This window comes from cyanobacterium endosymbiont of Epithemia clementina EcSB (assembly GCF_029919255.1).
Lineage (GTDB): Bacteria > Cyanobacteriota > Cyanobacteriia > Cyanobacteriales > Microcystaceae > Rippkaea.
In genome coordinates this window covers 2,823,109-2,844,887 of the sequence record NZ_CP123991.1, presented here as the reverse complement: position 1 = coordinate 2,844,887, position 21,779 = coordinate 2,823,109, and the positions used below count along the sequence as shown (strand labels likewise).

Sequence of the window (21,779 nt, the reverse complement as noted above, 5' to 3'; positions counted from 1 at the left end):
AGATATGTTTAACACACATAAACTAGTTTTGACTTAAAATGCTCTATCTGTTGTTAAGTTACTTGATTACTTCTATTGTTGGTTTCTATGATTTTAATGGGAATATCTATGTAGTACTATCTCATGTTCTGGGGCAATTAGTGTTTTTAATTTCTTCACTTTAACCTATTCAAATAAAACCCGTTATTAAAGATACTTCCCATTGGTAACGGGAAGTATCTTTAATGGGATAGAAATAATTGGGATAGAAATAATTTTATTTATCAAGAAAATAGGACAAATAGCAACTTGTATTTATTGTAGTTCAACCACTAAGAAGCTTTATCACAATAGTTGATTAACTATGAGAGAGTTACCTCGGGCAGAGAAAGCAGTCTCCCTCAAAATCAATCATCGTTAAATGAGATTTAATCAATACGGAAATAAATTTACAGAAGAGTTAAACTTCTTTAAAAGAGAAATAAAATAAGTTCTACAGAACTTAGGATGATAAACTGATAGTGATGAATCTATAACAGGAAACAGTTAAGAAGAAAAATTTAAACGAATGTCAGATATTCATAATTTTAAAGGCTTAAAAATTTGGTAAAAGGCGGAGATTTTACTTAAAAATTCTATTTACTCACCAAAATTTTTCCTAAAGAAACTATATGGTATGGTTCAACAAATTAGAACAAGTATTGTCTCAATTTGAATCAAAATAGTAGAGAGATACGATATAGGGAAGAACACATCAGATACCTAATTATGGCGCAAGGTTAAGTTGATAGAAAACGAGATTTATCTAAACTTTATCTCTCTTGGGGGGAGAAAATTTTGGCTTTGGCAATAAGCAACAGAAAAAGTTTCAGTCGAAATTAGAATCTACTGAAACTTTTTCGTTTCTTTTTCCGATTTCCGAATCAAAGACTTCAACTTTTACCCTCTCTTGGCGATAAGAGTTGAAGGCTGGTTAAATCCTCAGTCACACGCCTATTCGACATTTTCTATTCTCTTTTCCCCGTTCCTTCATCTATATAAGGTGTTAGTCTTACTTGACAGGTTCGATAGAACTCTATTAACTTATTTTTTCTAACACCCGTCCTAGGATTTCTATCGCTTGTTCTACCTCCATTTCAGAAACAATTAAAGGAGGAACAAACCGTAATACTTTGGGTCCTGCTGGGGCCAATAATAACCCATCTTCCATTGCTGCTTTAACAATATCTAGGGACGTTAATTTAATTTCTTGTTTTAATTCTATTCCGTTGATTAAACCCCATCCTCGAACCTCTGTAAATAAAGTAGGATATTTCTGAGTGATCACTCGTAAGCTAGTTCTTAACTGTTCTCCTCTATCTTGAACATTCTGTAAGAGATTTTCTTTCTTAATGGTTTCTAATACTGTCAAGGCTACGGCGGTGACAAAAGGGTTCCCCCCAAAGGTGCTCGCATGGGTTCCTGGACTCAAGACATCGCAGAATCTTTTACACATCATCGCTCCGATGGGAATTCCTCCGGCTAGTCCTTTCGCGCTAGTGAAGATATCTGGTTCAACCTCTAAATACTCGTAACCCCATAATTTGCCGGAACGACCTATCCCAACTTGTACTTCATCCAATACTAAAAGGATATTATTTTCATCACAAATTTTTCGCAACCGCAGAAAATATTCTAAATCTCCTGGACGAACTCCTCCCTCTCCTTGAAGAGGTTCTAACATGATGGCGACTACTCGATTGTTCCTTTTATTTAGGTCAATGATCGTGTCTTCTACCGTTTTGATATCGTTGTAGGGAACGTAGACAAACCCAGGCATTAGGGGTTCAAAATCTTGTTGATATTTAGGTTGTCCGGTAGCAGTAATAGTGGCTAGGGTGCGTCCGTGAAAACTAGCTTTTGCGGTTAGAATTACAGGCTGTTCGAAGGAGTCTAATACCGTATGGGCGTATTTTCTTACTAGTTTAATAGCCGCTTCATTGGCTTCTGCACCAGAATTGCAAAAAAAGACACTATCAGCACAGGAATAATCCACAAGCCACTTAGCTAAAGCTCCCTGTTCAGGAATATAGTAAAAATTCGAGACGTGGTGGAGTTTTTTGATTTGTTGGGTAACCGTTTCGATTAAAGCGGGATGAGCGTGGCCGAGAGTACAAGTAGCAATTCCGGCAACAAAGTCTAAATATTCCCGTCCTTCAGTATCCCAGAGACGACATCCTTGCCCCTTTTCGATAGCGATGGGGAAACGCTCATAGGTGTGCATAACATGGATATCAAACTCATTATAATCGAACGCCTGGGCGGGGGGGTCAGGAAGGAAGGAGTGGCTCACAGTTCGCTCCTAGTAAAGTTAAGTTAAGCTTGATTTACCATTGTAAGTCAAAGTTAGAGAGAGGACTGAGATTTATTTAGATTTTTCCTAAATTTAATCTTTTATTCTTCAGACTAGAGAAATAGAGAAGATAATTTTTTTGAAAATAAAATTCATTGGTTCAAGTAATAGCTAGAAATTAAGGTATATCTTGATGAATCATTGTATCACATAAAATGTTATGATTAACTAAATTATATAAATTGCTGTGTTGATGAATAATTTGTTTGCGCTGTGTCCAGGACCTTAGTATTTAGCCTCCCAAATCCTTAGTCTTAGTCTTGATTATTGTTAACACTATATGTATAACTTGACTTCTTCTCAGTATGGTCTTGCCTTACACACAACTAGCTTTCAGCTTGGACTAATTATTAGTAATTTTTCAAAAGAAATCCGTTCAAAAACTTGGGATGTTGAGCACAAACTATCTACCTATTTACATCAACATTTAGTTGAATTTGTTAGCCATAAAATTTTTGAAAAATTGGCATTCATTGCTGTTGCAAAAGGTCCAGGTAGTTTTACCAGTACTCGTATTGGTGTGGTTACAGCACGGACGTTAGCACAGCAGTTAAATATTCCTCTTTTTGGTATTTCAACTTTAGAAGCTTTTGCTTGGCAAAATAGAGATAACTATTCCGTTGATTCGTTAATTCCTGTTCAAATGTCAGCTTCAAGGGGACAATTGTATGTCGCAATTTATAAAGTAAAAGATCATAACCAAAAATTCATTATTGATCTACCTGATATGGTGATTGATCCTGATATATGGGTGCAAAAAATACAGAGTTTAAAGATTAACACAAAACCTTTAATAATCCCTAAAAAATTAGGGTTTACTGTAACCAGTATTCTCGAATTAGCTTACTATGATTGGCAACATGGAAAACACCCTCATTGGTCAGATGTGATACCCTTTTATGGTATGTCAGTGGTCAATTGATAATTGAAATGATATGATAAAAACATCTCAGAAGAATAGTTTGGTTAAAAGTCCTTTACGCTTTCCTGGGGGGAAATCAAAGGCTATTAAACAAATCATTCAACATCTTCCTAATAATTTATCTAAATATACTGAATATCGGGAACCATTTTCTGGTGGGGGCTCAATGTTCATTTATATTAAACAAACTTATTCTAATCTTGATATTTGGATTAATGATTTAAACCACGAATTATACTTGTTTTGGAAGATCGCTCAATCCGATCTAAAAGAATTAGTGGTTGCTTTGCGTGAAATTAAATTAAATTGTACTGATGGTCGAAAACTTTTCAAAAAATTAACTTCAGTTAACGTTGAAGAATTATCAGACTTTGAAAGAGCAGTTCGTTTTTTTATTTTAAATAGAATTACTTTTTCAGGAACTGTAGAATCTGGAGGATTTTCACATCAATCTTTTTTAACTAGATTTACGGATTCTTCTATTGATCGTCTGAAAAGTTTAGAACCTATTTTAAAAGATGTTAGAATCACCAATTTAGATTACAGTGAAGTCGTTAATGTAGGAGAAGATCGAGTATTTATTTTTTTAGATCCTCCTTATTTGGCTGCCAGTCAATCTAAATTATATGGAAAAGATGGTAATTTACATACTTCTTTCGATCATCAAAGATTTGCTAAAAGTTTAGTCAATTGTCAACATAAATGGTTAATTACTTATGATAACTCTGAAGAAATAAAAAATAACTTCAAAGATTTTAGTATTATTGATTGGGAACTTCAATATGGTATGAATAATTATAAACAAGGAAAAGCTAAAAAAGGAAAAGAGATTTTTATTAAAAATTAACACAGCTGAAATGGTTTTTTTGTAACTAGTTTTAATAAACAATTAAATTTTCTTAAAAATATAGTCTATACTAGTCTCATATAGTAAAAGTCAGAAGTATGATAATCGATTTTCTCTAAAAAGTAGACATTATTTATCTAATTTTTAATTGTCAACTTGCAGCAAAACTTATACCCACATTTGTATTATTTTAAGCACTTTAGTAATATTTATTAAGTTAATAAGTTATTGTCATATCTAAATATTTTCTTTTAACAAAGAAAATATTTAGATATGACAATGTGAATTACTCCTAAGGTTAAGGGGATTTTTTAGGTAAAATCAGAAGGATAATATAATCATAAAATTTGGAAGGTAAGATAAGTTACTCAAGTTATATTATAAATGAACAGAAAATAAAGATCTCAAATTTAAAAAGACAATTTACTAACAGTTAGAAGTTTTAAAATATTTATTTTTAAATCCAAAATAGAGATGTATATCTGAAAAGTCACAGAAATATTATTTAGGAAATTATCTTTATTGCTTAATAAAAGAGAGTTAAAATTAACCATTTTAATTATAACTAGAAGTATAATTAGATCCAATCAAGTCTTATCTATAAGATTTTTAAAAAATATAATTTTTATAAATAAAAATTAGCTGAAGTATTAAAACAAAAAACAAACATAACTTATTCTAACCTTATTTCTTTATATAAATAAAAAATAGTATATTACTATAGCATGTTTTATCTTTGTAATTAAATTGTACTAAACTAAACATTTTTTATTTAATTTAGTTATCTAAATAAGATTAAAAAAATAAAACTACTCACAATTATCTATTGTTTATTTTAATAGAAAAAATAAATTAACTATTAGATAAATGCTTTAAAAAATATTTACCTATCTCAAAAATTTAAAAATTAATTTATAAATTAGATATAATTAATGTGTAGTTAAAATCACAGTATAGTTATTTTTTTTCTTAAAATACACATACTTAAAAATTTAAAGTTGGAATATTTAGATAAATATTAAGTGGAAAGATCTTAGATATTAAAATGGTTAATTTTTTATAAAATTGCTAAAATTAAAAGACAGAAAAATTATTATTTAGTATTGATAGATTTCAATAAAAGAGTGAGTATAGTAATTATATAAATAAGAACTTATAAATAAATCGTAATTTTTATTTGCCCTTAAAATATTAGGTTTTTATTACACAAAATTTATTGTATAAATTTTGTGTAATAAAAAAGTCAAAAGTTAATTTTTTATAAGAAATATTTTAGATGAGAAGATAAAAAAATACTAATAAAAAAATGTCGTATTTAAACAAAAAAACTATTTATTAGATGAAAAAATCAAGGATAAATAGAATGCATACAAGTATACCAAGTTTCTCTCAAAAATGCCCAAATTAAAAGGATAATTTAGAGTCTTTTTTAAAAAAAGAAGTTTATTTTAGGACTATTTAAATCGGCTAATTAGTGTTTAAAAGCTTATTTGTTATATCCGAAAAGCGTGAAATAGTTAGGTATTGGATTAAAGAAAATATTTTCCATAGTGACTAAGTAACAGTATAAGGTTTTAATCAAAAATTGAAGTTAATTGAAATAAGAGCTTATGGGGTTAAAAATAACGTCAATTTTTAACCATAAAGTTATTTAACTTAACATTTAACTAGTTTATTATTTGAGTGATTTTTAATTTTAAAAAATCAACTAAAATTTAGAATAAATTCAGCTAAAATAAGCATGGATGTATTCATAGTGGATGTTTACATCTATGCATCAAAAATACTTGAGCTTGAAAAATATCTGAAATCAAGAAGTAATAAAAGTGTTGTATTAATCTGTGATTTTATAAAAATTACTTACTTATTTTTAATTATGCATTAATAATGTTATTGGTACTTGCCAAAGTAATAGGATCTGGAAAATCCGACCCAACGTCTTATATCTGCATAGAAGTAAAATAGCCTTTGTTGACTTTTTTTATAAAAAAACAAAAAATTTTCCAAATTACTGATACAATATCTCAAATAACTCTAGTCAAATTTAGCACCAATAAATTTAAAGTACTTTATCTTTTTTCTCCAGACTTTGAGCGTGAGCCTCACCCGAGCTCAACCTTGAATATTGTTGTTATTATACTGATAATAACAATCCTCCGATTCTTCACCGTAAAGAAACTTTTATTTCCCAAAACTATCCTTAATAGTAAAATTTTAAACACCAAACTCATATTGAAGAAACATTAGGTTTATTGAGTTTGTCACGTCTCATTGATAAAACATAAGTACTGATACTACAAACCCCGACAGAGGCCTGTGTGGTTATGAATAATTGACTAGCTCATAAAGCAACAAAAGATAGAGAACTAATGGAATATATACTAGAGCAAGTCTTGTTTTATCTCCTTATTGTCTCGATTTTAACTCCACTAGTTGAAGCTCTCTACGAAGGGATTATTTGAAAGCTATCAATAAGTTTATTTCATGTCTAATACACTACTTTTTATTGTGGTAAATTCAGAAAAAATTGCTAGTTCAAGTTAAATTAATTATGTTAACAAACAAATATAAAAGAAATAAATATTTAGATTTTTTTATATAACTTCAATTATTTATTGATCTTATATAAAAGATTTATTAGTTAGACATCAAGATTATGTAAACTTAATTAAGTTAAATTATGGTTAAACATGATGAGTTATCTCGAGACGATAATCCTCTAATTTTAGAGGATTATCAGTATGAAAAATTTACTATCTTAACACAATGATAAAAAAATGAAGTGTATCTATAAATAGTTAAATTTTCTAAAAAAATGTTTCATTATTATTTATAATATAGAATTTAATTTCTTAAACAAGAAAAGTAGTCTATTTCCGAATATATATTAAAAATAATTGATACTTGCATACAAAATAGATGACATTAATTTTAAATATAAAAATCTGTTCAAAAAAGCACCTGTTAAATAAACTTATGGTTTGTATTAAGTCTGTAATCCAATTTTACTAACGACAGTTAAAACTATAGTTAATAACTCTAAAAAACTTAGTTTAAAAAGGTTTTAAAAACACTGTTATCAGTCTCAATTGTTTAGTAACAAAACAACTATATTGATAGTTAAATGAAATGATAACTATCATAAATAAAGACTAAAACAGTTTTTTAAAAAAGCAGTAGAAAAGGCCAACTTACTTTTTGACCTTAAGCTGCAAGAAGGTTTTTTAGGTAAATAGGCATAAGTCATCAATCGAGCAAAAAGGTTAACAAGACAGTTTCAAATATTTCGATGTTTCGCATATACAATATGAGAGATATTTTAAGTTGGTCGTTAACCTTTTCAATTAAAGAACGCTGACTAAGTAAAAATTTACCAATTAGTTTTACTGACTTTTCCTTTATGTTTTATTGATAATGAGTAATTAATTGAAGTCCTTGTTGATATAAGGTCTCAAAGAGTTATTGAGTAATATATTCTCGGTCTTCTAATAATTTGTTGATTAAATTTTGCCTTAACGCAGAAATAGATTTACTGTTATCTGTGTTGCCTGGAGTGAAGTTCAAAGTCAATAATTTACAGTGGTCGTTTACAATTAAATGTAATTCAAATTTTAAATGCTATATAATAGGCTTTTAATACTATCTAATTAAGCCTTAAGAAACTTAGTTTACTCTGGCGTTAGTCTAATTAAAGACTTATGTAAATATGTAAAAAACAGCACAGTAACATCCCTATTTTAGGAGATCAGGAAATTCTTTCTTATAAGGTGGAAATCTGTAATTCATGAAATTCTTTAAAGGTTCAATATGCTGACCAGAAATAAGTGATTTTAATGGTCATAAATTTATCTAAACTCAAACGAAAATGAAACCTTTTTTTCAAATCAATAATGTCAATTTAGGAGTAAAATTAAAATGCCGTTCAAGTCTTTGATAGATAGTTATCTAGAACACAAAATGTTTTTGCAATATCGGGAGAAATTTTATATCCATAGCATCGGACTTCAATCCATAAGGACCATAGCATATAGAATGTCCACTGCCCCTTTTCTCCAAAATTTTCTGTCGAACTCATCTGACGTTAAAAATATATAGGAAATACACAAATAATTTGAGTTCAGTCTTCACAATAGTTTGTGTTAAAAACGTCTATAACTTCCCTTATTGTTCCCTGTTAAAGTTAAATTCGATTCTAGAATAATAGCCAAATCTTGGTTAGGATCAATAGAGATAACCTGAGTTTCACCCCCTCCAATAAGGCCAGCTTCTGGCAAGCCCCATCCGGCCAGGGTCCCTACCGCAGCACCTGCCAAGACTTCTAAAGCATCAATACGGCGATCACCTGTCGTTCCAGCAATAATAGCAGCAGCAGCAGAACCTGCCAAAGTTCCTCCTAAAATTTCCTCCACACTTGCACCTTCATTAATAGTTTCTGTACGAGTCACGACACCAGAACTTGCATAAAGAGGATACCGTTGATTATAAATGATGATTTCTCGTGTAACAAACTGCGCTCCCCCATTAGCTGGTTGTATAAAGCCCATGACCTTACTACCTACTGGAACCAAAAAATTACCGTAGCGATCCCTAATATTGGCTGCAGTTTCAAGGGTTATATCAAGACTTTCTTCGTTGGTAACAAGAATTCTCTCAGCATCTTGGTGTCGGAGGGGAATTCGAGTCCCCAGAGGAATTACTACATCATTAGAAATGGGACCAGAATTATTATTGTTTTCTAGAGAAAACGGTTGAGCTGCCGCCGGTTTAAAGAGATAGATGGGAGTTACTGCCGTTATTCCAATTAATAACGAGATTGCTGTAGCTATTCCAGATGTACCATAACTTAAGTCAAACATGATGTTAAATCTCCTTACGACTCCCGTCTAATAAATAGAGTAATTTATTCTCCATACTTTCGATCCTAGCTTCCCCAATTAAGGAATGTCAGTCCCAAATAACGAACGATTTTTTGGACTAAGTGGAAAAAAGTAGAATTTATCCTAATTAAAGCTAATATCTTTTCTACTTTATTTTCAACTCAAGTAAGTTATTAAAATCTTCGTTAAAAGTTAAGAATTCACTAAACATATAGTCAATTAAACTTATAGACTAATTCAAATAGAAACTGTTTTATAAATTGAAAATTTCTTACTCATTTAAAATAACAACTTTAGGACTCAAAATCTGATAATCATCGAATTTAACAATATTTCCTATGCCTAATAACTTGTTTTCTTCTTGATATACTCTAACAATTCCAGAAACAGATAATGGCGGTAAATCTTGAACAATTTTTTGTCCTTGAAGCCAACGTTTTCCGTTTGTTTCTGATAAAAATATTTGATTCAAATGTTGTAGGGCAACATTTGAAGAAATTAAGCTAAAACTTCCCTGTTCAATCTCTGTTTTTAATTGTCCTAAAGTAATACTTTCGGATAACTTCATCCCACAACTTTCAGTACGAGTTAACCTAGCCAAAGTTCCCCCCAAGTTAAGCATAGTTCCCAAATCGCGGGCAATCGCTCGAATATAAGTCCCTGGACCACAAGTAATATCAACTTCTAATTCGGGAAATTCCCCAGGATACCAACCAACTAAGTTAATTCGCTCAATATAAATTTTTTTTGCCGGAATATCTACCAGTTTTCCTCGTCTTGCTAAATCATACAACCGTTTTCCATCACGTTGAATGGCACTATAAATAGGGGGAGTCTGTTGAATAGTTCCAATAAACTTATGCAGTAGGGGTTCAACTTGTTCTAAAGTTAACATCGAAGCAGATTGGGACTTAACTACCTCTCCTTGGAGGTCATCAGTGGTTGTCTGCATTCCTAGGCGGATCAGGGCACGGTAAGCTTTGTTCTCAGGTAGAAATTGCAATAAACGAGTAGCTTTCCCCACAGCAATAGGTAGAACTCCCGTTGCTAAAGGATCCAGGGTTCCACCGTGACCAACTTTTCTGAGTTTAAGAATTTTTCTAACTCTGGCTACACAATCATGAGATGTAATTTCTGATGGTTTATTTAAGGCGATAAATCCAAACATTCGCTCCTACAAAGGTTTAGTTTTGTTATTATAACCTTAGAAGTTATAAAGTCTTTTTTAGAACCAGTGACAGCAATTTTGAACTCTGATAACAACACAACATCAACTCATCAGTGGCACGCTCTTGACATTATTTGGGAAGGTGGTGAAGAACAAGTCAAACAGGGACTTCCTCATCATCAATTGTCTCCTGCATGGCAAATTCTGTTGTTAGGGGATGGTTCTCCAACTCGTCATTTAAAACTACTTACGACAGAAAACACAGAAGTTGATCTCATTGACCTATCTTCAATTGATAAGAATAAAGATGGCGCGCCGGCGCAGATTGAAAGTGTCCTCGAACCTCGTCTTCGACGACAGGTTTGGCTACGAACAGCATCAGGACAAAGATTAGCCTATGCTGCTTCTTGGTGGAATGCCAATCACATAGACAAATATTTAGAGAATCGCTCCTTACCCATTTGGGAGAGCCTTTCACAGTTATATACGGGATTATACCGTGATATTCAAGGGATTTATCATGGCAATTCCTCTGCTTTAGAAGAGGCGTTTGGAGAAAAAGGCCCTTTTTGGGGCAGACATTATTTATTTTGGCATGATCGCAAACCTTTAACTCTAATTTATGAGGTGTTTTCTCCCTATTTGCGCAAATATTTGGGACCAATCAGTTAAACCCACTTCCGAATTAATAATATAATCTGTCTTGATTTTTATTTTAATCCTTCAATTCCCTCTTTTGCCATTGCTGGCCGCAAAAGACCGTAAGCAACTCGAAAATAACATTCATTAATTCTCCCAAAAGTTTTGCTAGAAAGGACAACAACTTGAGATGTTTCAATTAACTTTTTAACTGAATTAAAATCTTTCATATCGGTATTAATTTTCGTAAAAATATCAAACAACCCTCAGAGAAAATAGAAGTGTAGATATCCCCAGTACTCTTAAGAGAGGCAAGCAAAAACTCTCTGATATGAGCAATCTGTGGTCAATGCTGCTAACAACAGCTTTTACCCATAGTTAAAGCGCCTAATGTGACATATTGAAAAATAATAGGTAGACAAATGAAAATTGTGTCCTGGACTTTTTGACTCCTGCCAAAAATTGACCGAGGGGAAAAATACTTAACCTTATTGTAGCTAAAATATTCATAGGCTTCATCAAAAAAATAATAAAGTCCTCTGTTTTAACTTGATTATTTTTTCTCAAGACTGACTTGTGATAAACTGTCCCTGCTAAAGTTGTTAGAGTAAATAGTAATAACTGTCCGAATTTTGTTCTCAATATGCCTTTCCGGGTTTTATGGATGCAAAAATAGCATCCATAAATGCCATGTTTATCCCAGCCGTTTAAATCATGGCTCGATCACTACAGTAATTCAAGTGAGTTTTCAGATATTTTTTCTTGATCTATATTGCTCTAGAATTGGCTAATAAAGTTAGATTTTACAGACTTTTTATTTCGATTAAATTAGAATATTTCTGAAACATTGTAGTCAAATATATTCCTGTATTTTAGTTATTTCACCACTGTGAGTATCCCCAATTATGGCTATCTTCTCTATAAATACTATGATATGTTTTAAAGAAAAAATAGTCTAGTTATAGACTCTCTTATCGGAATAGTTTGAGGATGCCTTCCACTGTTCTCTAACAAATTGTAGAATCAAGAATAAACAATCTTGTTGTGAGAACAGTGGAAGAGATTATAAGTCGCCCTAACATAAATACCTAGTGCTATAAAATAAGTTAAGAATAGACTCCAGCAAGTCAGATGTTAACAGTGTTGGATAATCCCAGTTGTCTACTGTTCTACTATTTACTATAACTCCACTATCATTGTGAAAACTTTTGTTTTAAACACTCTAACGAAGCCCAACGATTATCAATGGGGGACAGATTTTCAACACAATCAGAAACAACAGGTTGCTGACAATTCTTTCCACATAACCGTCTAAAAGGCATTGCCAATGATAATTGTTCATAAAGCCAGGTTTCAGAATTAAAATGTCCATCAGGAGAAAGGGTTTCCGATAAATCCTCCAAAGAAACTTCTCTTTCTTGGGGAATGTCAGACAAACTTAGGTTTTTATCGAGCCAGACAATTTCCGAAGTATCTACAATAATACGATGATTGTATTGTTGCAAGCAGCGATCGCAGATCAACGTAACAATAGTTTCCCCTTTTACTTTTATATCTAGGAATGTTCCCCCATGACGAATGCTCAGGGTCCCACGAAAAGGCATCAAAGTATCCAAGCCAGGGATAAAATCATCAATAAGAATATTTTGGGTTCTCTCTGTGCGTTGAAGTAAATGAGGAATGTAGAGGGATTGCATCGTGTCAGGCCTCCTATCCGTGGCTATCATCCGCTAATCTTATTGTACCAAGCGTCATACTAAAGGTGAAGAGTAAAAAGTCTAAGCAAGCTAAAGTTTAGTTTAATTCAAGGTTCAAAATACTTAACAAAACCAGTTAATGTATTTTTCTAACAAGATTTATTGTCCTATTCATCTAAAAAAGATGAAATAGGTACAAACACGAGAAGGATCGCCAGTTTTTTTTGTCTTGAACAACTAGTAATCTTAGCTTTTTTAGACTAAATCTGATAAATTTACAGCTAATAACTTCAATAACTGTTATTTTGAATATACTCTATTATTACAAAAACTTGATTTTTATCAAAATCAAATTTTCAGAATCTTGTAAATCTCGCAGAACAAGAATTTCAGCTCTTTTTATGAAAATTTTGTCATAGTTAGTCTAGAAAAGCCGTGATGTCTAACTATCAATGATAGAATTTTCTGAACTCATAAGCTACTCATAACAAAAACTGTATGCTTTACCAACATGGGAGTTGCGATCAATTACTTACCCATACCTAACTGTTGAGCTTTTTGGTACACTTTTCCTTCCGTTAATAAAGACGGTGCAATGACAACTTCAACTTGTTGCATATCTTTGATAGTTTTTGCTCCTAAAGTTCCCATACTGGTTTTGAGTGCACCTAATAAGTTATGGGTTCCATCGTCTAACCGAGCTGGTCCGGTGAGAATTTCCTTGATTGTTCCAGTGGTTCCTACATTGATCCGGGTTCCCCTGGGTAATACTGGAGAAGGAGTCGCCATACCCCAATGATATCCCCGTCCAGGGGCTTCTATAGACCGAGCAATTGGGGATCCAATCATCACCGCATCAGCTCCACAGGCAACACATTTACAAATATCTCCCCCTGTAACAACACCCCCATCGGCAATTACAGGGATATAGTGTCCAGTTTCTTGGTAATACTCATCGCGTGCCGCGGCACAGTCAGCTACAGCAGTTGCTTGAGGAACTCCTACTCCTAACACACCACGGGAGGTACAAGCAGCCCCAGGACCTATGCCTACTAAGACACTAGCTGCCCCAGCTTTCATCAGACTTAGTGCGACTTCGTAGGTGACACAGTTGCCCAAAACCACCGGCATAGGCATTTCGTGGCAAAATTGTCTTAAGTTCAGGGAACTTATAGATTCAGGGGAAAAGTGGGAGGTAGAAACCACCGTCGCTTGAACAAACAATAAATCTGCTCCTGCTTCGGCCACAATTTGACCATATTGAGAAGCTCCCGCTGGAGTCAGACTTACTGCTGCAATGCCTCCGTGGTCTTTTATATCAGTGATACGCCCCTTAATCAATTCCGGTTCGATAGATTTAGCATATAGTTCTTGCATTAACCCCACAAATTCTGATTTCCCGACTGATGCAATGCGATCAAGAATAGGATTAGGATCTTCATAACGAGTTTGTATCCCTTCTAAGTTGAGAACTCCCATAGCTCCTAATTCGGATAGCAATACCGCCATTTTGACATCAACGACGCCATCCATTGCACTGGCGATAATGGGTATGTTTCTTTCAATGCCACCAACAGTCCAGTTAGTCTGTGCTAGACTCGGATCTAAAGTCCGGTTCCCAGGAGCAAGAGCAATTTCATCTATCCCGTAGGCTCGTCGGGCAACTTTACCTCGACCTATCACTATATCCACGAATTTGTATCCCGTTCCCTATAAGTATTAGTTTAGATTATCAAATTTTGAGGGGTTTAGGGGATCGGGTTTTTGGAATTGTTTGAATAACTCCCAGAAGTGTTCGAGCGAGGGAAAATAGAAAATCAAGATAGTCAATGAAACTCAACAAAAATATTGAGCATGAATACTACCTGAATTTTCTTCTAGTCAAGAAATTTGAAGTGAAGATTATCAAAGTTAGGGAGAAGGACGCAATGTAATTGTACACTTACGATAAGTAATTATATTTATAAGTGGCAATAACTATTTTATAAACTGACATAAAAAAGTTATTTCTTAGTTCTTAAAAGACTATTTTAAAAATAAAAAAATAGTCTTTTAAGAATTTCAAAAAATCTTTTTTTATAAAATTTAAGTCTAACTATTAGAGACTAAAAATAAGTATCAGAAACTAACATGTTTATAATGAACCTATTTTAATAGGTATGTAATAGCGCCTATTAAAATGAACATATATATAAAAAAATTGCTTTATAAATAACCAGTTATAATAAGTATATTTCTGACGGAAATAGATATTTTTTTTGTTTTTTCAAATTCATCAAACTTTCTAATGAAGTCATAAAGAAAACTGAAATTAAGAGATCTGTCATTAATATCTAGTTAATTAAATAGAAATAATGATATAAAATCCAAGAAAATCTTGATTTGTGCCTATTACTTATTGCCTTTCCCAAACCCCTTAAACCTGAATAAAGGATTAGGGTAAACATAAAATGCTACAGACAGTAGATACAATAACTTCGGTTTATTCTATCTACTCTACAAAAACGCTTATGCCACGTCGCAACGACTTAAAAAAAATCTTGATTTTAGGTGCAGGCCCCATCGTTATCGGACAAGCTTGCGAATTCGACTATTCTGGTACTCAAGCTTGTAAAGCATTGCGAGAAGAAGGATATGAAATTGTCTTAGTCAACTCCAACCCAGCATCCATTATGACTGATCCTGAAATGGCTGACCGGACTTATATAGAACCCCTAACCCCCGATATGGTAGAAAAAGTCATTGCCAAAGAACGTCCTGATGCGTTGTTACCGACAATGGGAGGTCAAACTGCTCTTAATGTGACGGTGTCTTTAGCCAAAACTGGAGTTTTGGATATGTATAATGTGGAGTTGATCGGTGCGAAACTGTCAGCTATTGAAATGGCAGAAGATCGGGAATTATTTAAAAAAGCGATGGCTAAAATTGGAGTTCCTGTTTGTCCTTCGGGTGTTGCCAGTACCCTCAAACAAGCACAGGTAATTGGTCAAGAAATTGGACCTTATCCCTTGATAATACGTCCTGCATTCACTCTTGGAGGAACGGGAGGAGGTATTGCTTATAACCAAGAAGAATTTGAAGCAATGGTACAATTTGGGATTGAAACGTCTCCTGTGTCTCAAATTTTAATCGAAAAATCTTTATTAGGATGGAAAGAATATGAATTGGAAGTAATGCGGGACTTAGCTGATAATGTGGTCATTATCTGTTCAATCGAAAACTTTGACCCCATGGGAATTCATACAGGGGACTCTATAACAGTAGCACCAGCACAGACGTTAACTGATAAAGAATATCAACGGCTAAGAGATTATTCTCAAGCAATTATCCGCCAAATTGGCGTAGAAACGGGAGGGTCTAATATTCAATTTTCTGTTAACCCTGTCAATGGAGATGTGATTGTCATTGAAATGAATCCCCGTGTATCACGATCATCTGCATTAGCATCAAAAGCAACAGGGTTTCCCATCGCTAAAATTGCCGCTAAACTAGCAGTGGGGTATACTCTCAATGAGATCAACAACGACATCACCAAACAAACTCCCGCATCTTTTGAACCGAGTATTGACTATGTGGTAACGAAAATACCCCGTTTTGCATTTGAAAAATTCCATGGTTCCCCACCCATTCTAACTACCCAAATGAAGTCTGTAGGAGAAGTAATGGCTATAGGAAGAACTTTTCAAGAGTCTTTTCAAAAAGCCTTACGCTCTCTAGAGACAGGACGACATGGCTTCGGTTGCGACCGAAAAGAAACCTTACCCACTCTATCCCAAGTTTGCGCCAATCTACGAACTCCCAACCCTGACCGTGTTTATAGTATATATCATGCGTTGCAACTGGGGATGACCGTAGACGAAATTCACGAATTGACTGCCATTGACATCTGGTTTTTGGATAAGTTAGAAGAACTCAGTGAAAGCGAAAAATTCCTCAAACAAACTCTCTTAACTGACATTACGATCCAAAAAATGCGGTTAATTAAACAACAAGGGTTTAGCGATTACCAAATTGCTTTTGCAACGAAAACTAATGAAGATGAGGTCAGAAGCTATCGCAAGAGTTTGGGCATCATTCCGGTCTACAAGGTTGTAGATACTTGCGCGACAGAATTTGAAGCCTTTACTCCCTATTTCTATTCCACTTATGAACCTTCAGAAACAGAAGTAACTCCTACTGAGAAACAGAAAGTCATGATCTTAGGGGCAGGTCCTAACCGTATTGGACAAGGAATTGAATTTGACTATTGTTGCTGTCATGCATCCTTTTCCCTCAGCGATGCAGGGTTTGAAACCATTATGGTGAATTCTAACCCTGAAACCGTTTCCACCGATTACGATACAAGCGATAGGTTGTATTTCGAACCCCTAACTAAAGAAGATATCTTGAACGTTATCGAAACTGAGAACCCTGTGGGAATCATTCTCCAATTTGGGGGTCAAACTCCCTTGAAATTAGCAGTTCCCTTGCAGGCATACCTCGATAGTCCCGAGTGCCCTGTCCAAACTAAAATTTGGGGAACTTCTCCCGACGCGATCGATACTGCAGAAGATCGGGAACGCTTTGAAAAGATATTACATGATATTGACATTAGACAACCCCCTAACGGAATTTCTCGCAGTTATGAAGAATCGTTAGTTATTTCTTCTCGTATTGGTTATCCTGTCGTTGTACGTCCTTCCTATGTGTTGGGAGGAAGAGCCATGGAAATTGTCTATTCTGATGAAGAATTAGAACGTTACATGACATACGCTGTACAGGTGGAACCTAACCATCCTATTCTAATTGATAAGTTTCTTGAAAATGCGATCGAAGTTGATGTTGATGCTTTGTGTGATATAACCGGAAACGTGGTTATTGGCGGCATTATGGAACACATTGAACATGCAGGTGTGCACTCTGGAGACTCGGCTTGTTCTCTTCCTTTTACCACCCTTTCAGCCACAGTTATTGATACTATTAGAACTTGGACAACTCACTTAGCAAATAGATTGAAAGTTATCGGGTTAATGAACATTCAATATGCTATTCAAGGGGAAACTGTTTACATTTTAGAAGCAAATCTTCGTGCATCTCGCACCGTCCCCTATGTGTCTAAAGCAACAGGACGACCTTTAGCTAAAATTGCCTCTTTACTTATGTCAGGAAGAACTTTAAAAGAGTTAAAAATAACTGAGGAACTTGTTCCACGTCATATCGCTGTTAAAGAAGTAGTTTTACCTTTCCAAAAATTCCCAGAAACTGATACGTTATTAGGACCAGAAATGCGTTCTACTGGGGAAGTAATGGGAATAGATGATGACTTTGGAAAAGCTTTTGCTAAAGCAGAAATTGCTGCTGGAGTTGACTTAGCTACGACCGGAACGGTATTTGTTTCCATGAGTAATCGAGATAAACTTTCAACGGTTTCAGTTGTTAAAGACCTAGTTTCTTTAGGATTTAAAATTGTCGCAACTTCAGGGACTCAAAAAGTATTATCCGATAATGGAATTGAAGATGTAGAAGTTGTTTTTAAACTCCATGAAGGTCGTCCTCATATAATAGATTGGATTAAAAATAAGCAGATTCAATTTATTATCAATACTCCCAGTGGTGAAGAATCTCAGGTGGATGGTCGCTTAATTCGTCGTACTGCTTTGGATTATAAATTACCTGTTATTACAACAATAGCAGGGGCAAAAGCAACTGTTGCAGCTATTCGAGCTTTACAAACTCAACCTCTAGAAGTTAAGGCGTTACAGGACTATTTTTTTTAAAATTATCAGGTGGGCAATACCCGCCTAGCTTAACACAATAAAAGGTCAGAATCTCCAGAGTTGAAAGTTGTAATCTTTTAACACAAGATCAAGCGTAGTTTTAATAAAATCAATGAGTTATTTATCAATTAAATTACTTGAGATTTTAGAGATAGATTTCCTAATAATAGTGTACAGAAATAGTATTTTGTATCCTCTAAATTTTAGTCAGGCTAACTGTCTAATTCTATCATCTGATTTATATATAATTGGTCCGTAAAATGAGTGGCTAAGTAATCCTAATCGAAACTAACGTTAAGTTAAACTGAATTTGCCCAGTCTTTTACCCAATTTAAAATTTGATGGACTTGTTTGGTGGTTATTGATTCACAATATAATCTTAATACTGGTTCAGTCCCACTAAAGCGAATCAATAACCAACTTCCATCATCTAAGCGATGTTTATAACCATCTTTAGTTGAACAATTTAGTACTTTTTGTCCAGCAATTTTAGTTAACGGTTCTTGTTGTAATTTTTCTACTAGTTTTGCTCGAACTTCTATATCAGCTAAGGGTAAATCAAGACGATCATAAACATTATAAAAATTGGTTTTATCTTGTAAATAGTCGTAATATTCACCTAAATCTTTGCTACTTTCCACCATAGCTTCTAAGACATATAAAGCTGATAATAAAGCATCGCGTTCAGGAATATGAGTTCCATAACCAATTCCACCAGATTCTTCTCCGCCAATCAAGCTATCAGTAGTTAACATTCGATCCGTAATATATTTATAACCAATGGGGGTTTCATAAACTGAAAGACCATAAAGTTGTGCTAGACGAGAAGTTAAATCTGAACCACTTACAGTTTTAATAATTTCCCCTGTAAAGCCCTTACGTTTGACTAAATGATCAATTAAAATAGGAATTAAAACTTGAGAACTTAGAAAATTTCCTTGTCCGTCTACTGCAGCAATGCGATCACCATCTCCATCAAAAACTAAACCAACTCTTAATCTATTGTCTCCCTGACGGGTTGAAGTTTTGATAGCATTAAATAACTTCGATAAATAACGAGGCAAAGGTTCAGGCGCACCTCCTTCAAATAATGGATCGCGATCACCGTTAATTTCTTCAATAGCACAGCTTAATAATCGTTTTAAGCCTGTTGCAGCAGCCCCGTGCATCACATCAGCAAACACCTTTAATTTACCTGATGAAATAGCCCCGCGAATGGTTTCGATATTAACTTTTTGTTGTAATCCATGACAGTAACTTTCCCAAGGATCAAAGTAGGTTAAGGTTCCTGATTTACAATTAAAAATAGGAGGATTAAGCAATAAAGTTTCAATTTGCTGGGTTATTTTCCGAGAAACTGAGCCACCAAACGCTCCTTTTACCTTTAATCCTAAATATTTAGCGGGGTTGTGACTTGCGGTTAAGACAATCGCGCCTAAAGAATTTTGTTGTTTAGCTGCCCAACTAAAGGCGGGAGTAGGGGCATAAGATTGGGATAATACCACATCAAATCCTGCTTCTTGTATAGCTTCAGCGGCAACTTGAGCAAATTCTTCGGCTAAAAATCGACGATCATATCCCACAATCACTTGATGTTTTCTATCAGGGGTTCCATAATTATCAGCTAAGATTTTGGCTGCGAGGGGGGCTAACAAAGCGACTCGTTCAAAAGTAAACTCAGCACCAATAACACCACGCCAGCCATCAGTGCCAAATTTAATCGGGTTAACAGAAAAGAGCATAGTAAAGAACCTTTAACAAATATTGACTCCTTTTTAGATTAGCCTCTTGAGTTCTCTTTGAGAACAGTTTAAGGAAGTATTTTACATGTAAATTAATAATATTTACATGTAAAAAATCTAGTTTTCCTAGAATTAGTGTGATTTTTTTTATAATTTTGTATTTTTTTTGGGAAAAAATACAAAATTATAGCTTATTTTTGAGACTTAACTAACCATAGAATTGCCAAGGCATATCAGAAAATTATACTATATAGCAAATTTTTTAGGTTTAATAAATTTGCTATATTTCATTTTATTTAACATATTTTTATAATATTTATGGTAGTTTTTGAGCTTTATCTATTTTACATTGTTCGTCTTTTTTTTCGCCTTTATTCTCTTGTTTTTATTTTTTGAAAGTTTAGGTATTCATTAGTCTGTTTCATAACATCAAATTTACTCGCTACTATTTGACTGTAAGGATAGATTAATTTACCCCTTATAAAGGGTAAATGAATCTATCCTGAATTATTCTAAGATCTATTTATCTTATAAAAAAGATACTATACATTTTCTATTTCTTAGATTTATTTAAACTGACACATAATTATTTTACCTCTTTCAAGAAAGTTATTAAATGAAGTGTTGACTTTGTTATTTCCTGTATTTTTTTATGATTAGTCTACTTACATTTATCTTAAAAAACTATCAATATTTTATATGTTATTGCTTAGGGTAATGTTTCTTATCTTAATTTATAAAAGTTATCAAACTACTCTTTACCATATTCTTACTGTAGATATTTTTTTGTCTATTTATAATATCTAATTTTTTTTTACTGAATATTTCATACCTATTAACTTTATTAGTGATATTTTTGAGTTATATCAAGATTATATTTTATTTGGCAAAACGATAATTAGCTTTTTAAAGCCCATCAACATAAAATACATTAAAAAATAAGTAAAAAGCTAAAATATTTTTTCAAAAAAATATAGATAATAAGATAAATAATTCAGAAGAGCACAATTTCTTTTAAATAAGTGGTAGCTACTATAGTCATAATCTTTCATCACAAACAAAGGCAACACTATCATCGCCATAAACTAGAGGACAGAAAAGAAGTAGATTTTTGTATTGTACATTCAACTTATTCTCAATTATTTTAAGATTATCAATCGTAGCTAATAACTTCCAAAGTTTTTATCATAACTGAATTATGAAATAAATCTAATAAGATTTAAAAACACTGCTCTTATTCTCAATATCCAAGTCAAAATATGACGAAGTTGACAATTATATAAAAGAGTAACCGCCAACAATCAAGATTGCAACTCTCCGTCAAACTCATGTTTAACGGAGAGTTGTAGTGAGAAAGGAGAACAGCAGCTTTATGCTAGAAGCCATATTTATTAACGTCTGGCGCTATGGATATGAAATCTCTTCTCGATTCTGCCGAAGTATTTTATGAGCTAAATTGCTCCTATCAAATCAAAGATTTGAAAAGTAGTTAACTGGTGGTGCACAGCTCTACCGTTATCCCTTCCGTACAGAAAAATCATAGTGGCTCCCCGCCAATGTGGCTTTTATTGAAGACGAGGTACATTTTCAGTCAAGTTAAAAACTTTAACATCTTACTAGAATCTCTAAGTCCGGGAACTGGGATATATCTCCCCGATCACCACTTTTACCTCATTTTTGGTGCCTTTCATAGAATCCCCCAAACCCCCACTAAATACGCCCAAGCTCTTTACCGCTATTGCCCTTACGTCTCTGTACAG

The 21,779-nt window shown here is 33.5% G+C and carries 11 protein-coding genes and 1 pseudogene; 4 read left to right on the top strand and 8 right to left on the bottom strand.

Annotated features, from left to right (window positions below):
• Positions 1–1,057: 1,057 nt before the first annotated feature.
• Entirely contained in the window at positions 1,058–2,311 is a 1,254-nt protein-coding gene (locus tag P3F56_RS09505) for an aspartate aminotransferase family protein (RefSeq protein WP_281152620.1), read from the bottom strand.
• Positions 2,312–2,651: 340 nt separating this feature from the next.
• Here P3F56_RS09505 and tsaB point away from each other — a divergent pair, with 340 nt between their 5' ends.
• Together tsaB and P3F56_RS09495 are read left to right on the top strand one after the other, a co-directional pair.
• On the top strand, positions 2,652–3,293 hold the full coding sequence (gene tsaB, locus P3F56_RS09500) for a tRNA (adenosine(37)-N6)-threonylcarbamoyltransferase complex dimerization subunit type 1 TsaB (RefSeq protein WP_281152619.1): 642 nt from the start codon (positions 2,652–2,654) through the stop codon (positions 3,291–3,293).
• Positions 3,294–3,306: 13 nt separating this feature from the next.
• Positions 3,307–4,140, top strand: coding sequence for a DNA adenine methylase (locus P3F56_RS09495; protein WP_281152618.1), 834 nt, complete (start codon positions 3,307–3,309; stop codon positions 4,138–4,140).
• A 3,459-nt stretch (positions 4,141–7,599) separates the two neighbouring features.
• Here the strand turns inward: P3F56_RS09495 and P3F56_RS10610 are convergent.
• The 3 genes and pseudogenes from P3F56_RS10610 to truB form a co-directional block, all read right to left on the bottom strand.
• Positions 7,600–7,737 (bottom strand): annotated as a pseudogene (locus P3F56_RS10610) (transposase); the annotation flags it as partial.
• Positions 7,738–8,279: 542 nt separating this feature from the next.
• Positions 8,280–8,996 (bottom strand): hypothetical protein, encoded by a 717-nt coding sequence (locus tag P3F56_RS09490; RefSeq protein ID WP_281152617.1) that lies wholly within the window; start codon positions 8,994–8,996, stop codon positions 8,280–8,282.
• A gap of 292 nt (positions 8,997–9,288) precedes the next feature.
• Positions 9,289–10,185 carry a tRNA pseudouridine(55) synthase TruB gene (gene truB, locus P3F56_RS09485; protein WP_281152616.1) on the bottom strand — a complete coding sequence of 299 codons (897 nt, stop codon included), beginning with the start codon at positions 10,183–10,185 and terminating at the stop codon, positions 9,289–9,291.
• 66 nt (positions 10,186–10,251) lie between these two features.
• Here truB and P3F56_RS09480 point away from each other — a divergent pair, with 66 nt between their 5' ends.
• A complete protein-coding gene (locus P3F56_RS09480; protein WP_281152615.1) occupies positions 10,252–10,857 on the top strand; it encodes a chorismate lyase in 606 nt (201 codons plus the stop codon).
• 38 nt (positions 10,858–10,895) lie between these two features.
• On the opposite strand, the gene P3F56_RS09475 is transcribed toward P3F56_RS09480, so the two are convergent.
• The 3 genes from P3F56_RS09475 to P3F56_RS09465 form a co-directional block, all read right to left on the bottom strand.
• A complete protein-coding gene (locus P3F56_RS09475; RefSeq protein WP_281152614.1) occupies positions 10,896–11,054 on the bottom strand; it encodes a hypothetical protein in 159 nt (52 codons plus the stop codon).
• Positions 11,055–12,017: 963 nt separating this feature from the next.
• Positions 12,018–12,521 carry a YceD family protein gene (locus P3F56_RS09470; RefSeq protein WP_281152613.1) on the bottom strand — a complete coding sequence of 168 codons (504 nt, stop codon included), beginning with the start codon at positions 12,519–12,521 and terminating at the stop codon, positions 12,018–12,020.
• Between the two features lie 528 nt (positions 12,522–13,049).
• Positions 13,050–14,213, bottom strand: a complete 1,164-nt coding sequence (locus P3F56_RS09465; protein ID WP_281152612.1) for a GuaB3 family IMP dehydrogenase-related protein — start codon at positions 14,211–14,213, stop codon at positions 13,050–13,052.
• An 818-nt stretch (positions 14,214–15,031) separates the two neighbouring features.
• On the opposite strand from P3F56_RS09465, the gene carB reads away from it, so the two are divergent.
• Positions 15,032–18,277, top strand: a complete 3,246-nt coding sequence (carB, locus tag P3F56_RS09460; protein ID WP_281152611.1) for a carbamoyl-phosphate synthase large subunit — start codon at positions 15,032–15,034, stop codon at positions 18,275–18,277.
• 299 nt (positions 18,278–18,576) lie between these two features.
• Here carB and P3F56_RS09455 read toward each other — a convergent pair whose 3' ends face one another.
• Positions 18,577–20,019 carry a phosphoglucomutase/phosphomannomutase family protein gene (locus P3F56_RS09455; RefSeq protein ID WP_281152610.1) on the bottom strand — a complete coding sequence of 481 codons (1,443 nt, stop codon included), beginning with the start codon at positions 20,017–20,019 and terminating at the stop codon, positions 18,577–18,579.
• Between the last annotated feature and the right edge of the window lie 1,760 nt (positions 20,020–21,779).

Coding starts and splice junctions, on each gene's coding strand:
- tsaB (WP_281152619.1), top strand. CDS start 2,652: ATGTATAACTTGACTTCTTCTCAGTATGGTCTTGCCTTACACACAACT.
- P3F56_RS09495 (WP_281152618.1), top strand. CDS start 3,307: ATGATAAAAACATCTCAGAAGAATAGTTTGGTTAAAAGTCCTTTACGC.
- P3F56_RS09490 (WP_281152617.1), bottom strand. CDS start 8,996: ATGTTTGACTTAAGTTATGGTACATCTGGAATAGCTACAGCAATCTCG.
- truB (WP_281152616.1), bottom strand. CDS start 10,185: ATGTTTGGATTTATCGCCTTAAATAAACCATCAGAAATTACATCTCAT.
- P3F56_RS09475 (WP_281152614.1), bottom strand. CDS start 11,054: ATGAAAGATTTTAATTCAGTTAAAAAGTTAATTGAAACATCTCAAGTT.
- P3F56_RS09470 (WP_281152613.1), bottom strand. CDS start 12,521: ATGCAATCCCTCTACATTCCTCATTTACTTCAACGCACAGAGAGAACC.
- carB (WP_281152611.1), top strand. CDS start 15,032: ATGCCACGTCGCAACGACTTAAAAAAAATCTTGATTTTAGGTGCAGGC.
- P3F56_RS09455 (WP_281152610.1), bottom strand. CDS start 20,019: ATGCTCTTTTCTGTTAACCCGATTAAATTTGGCACTGATGGCTGGCGT.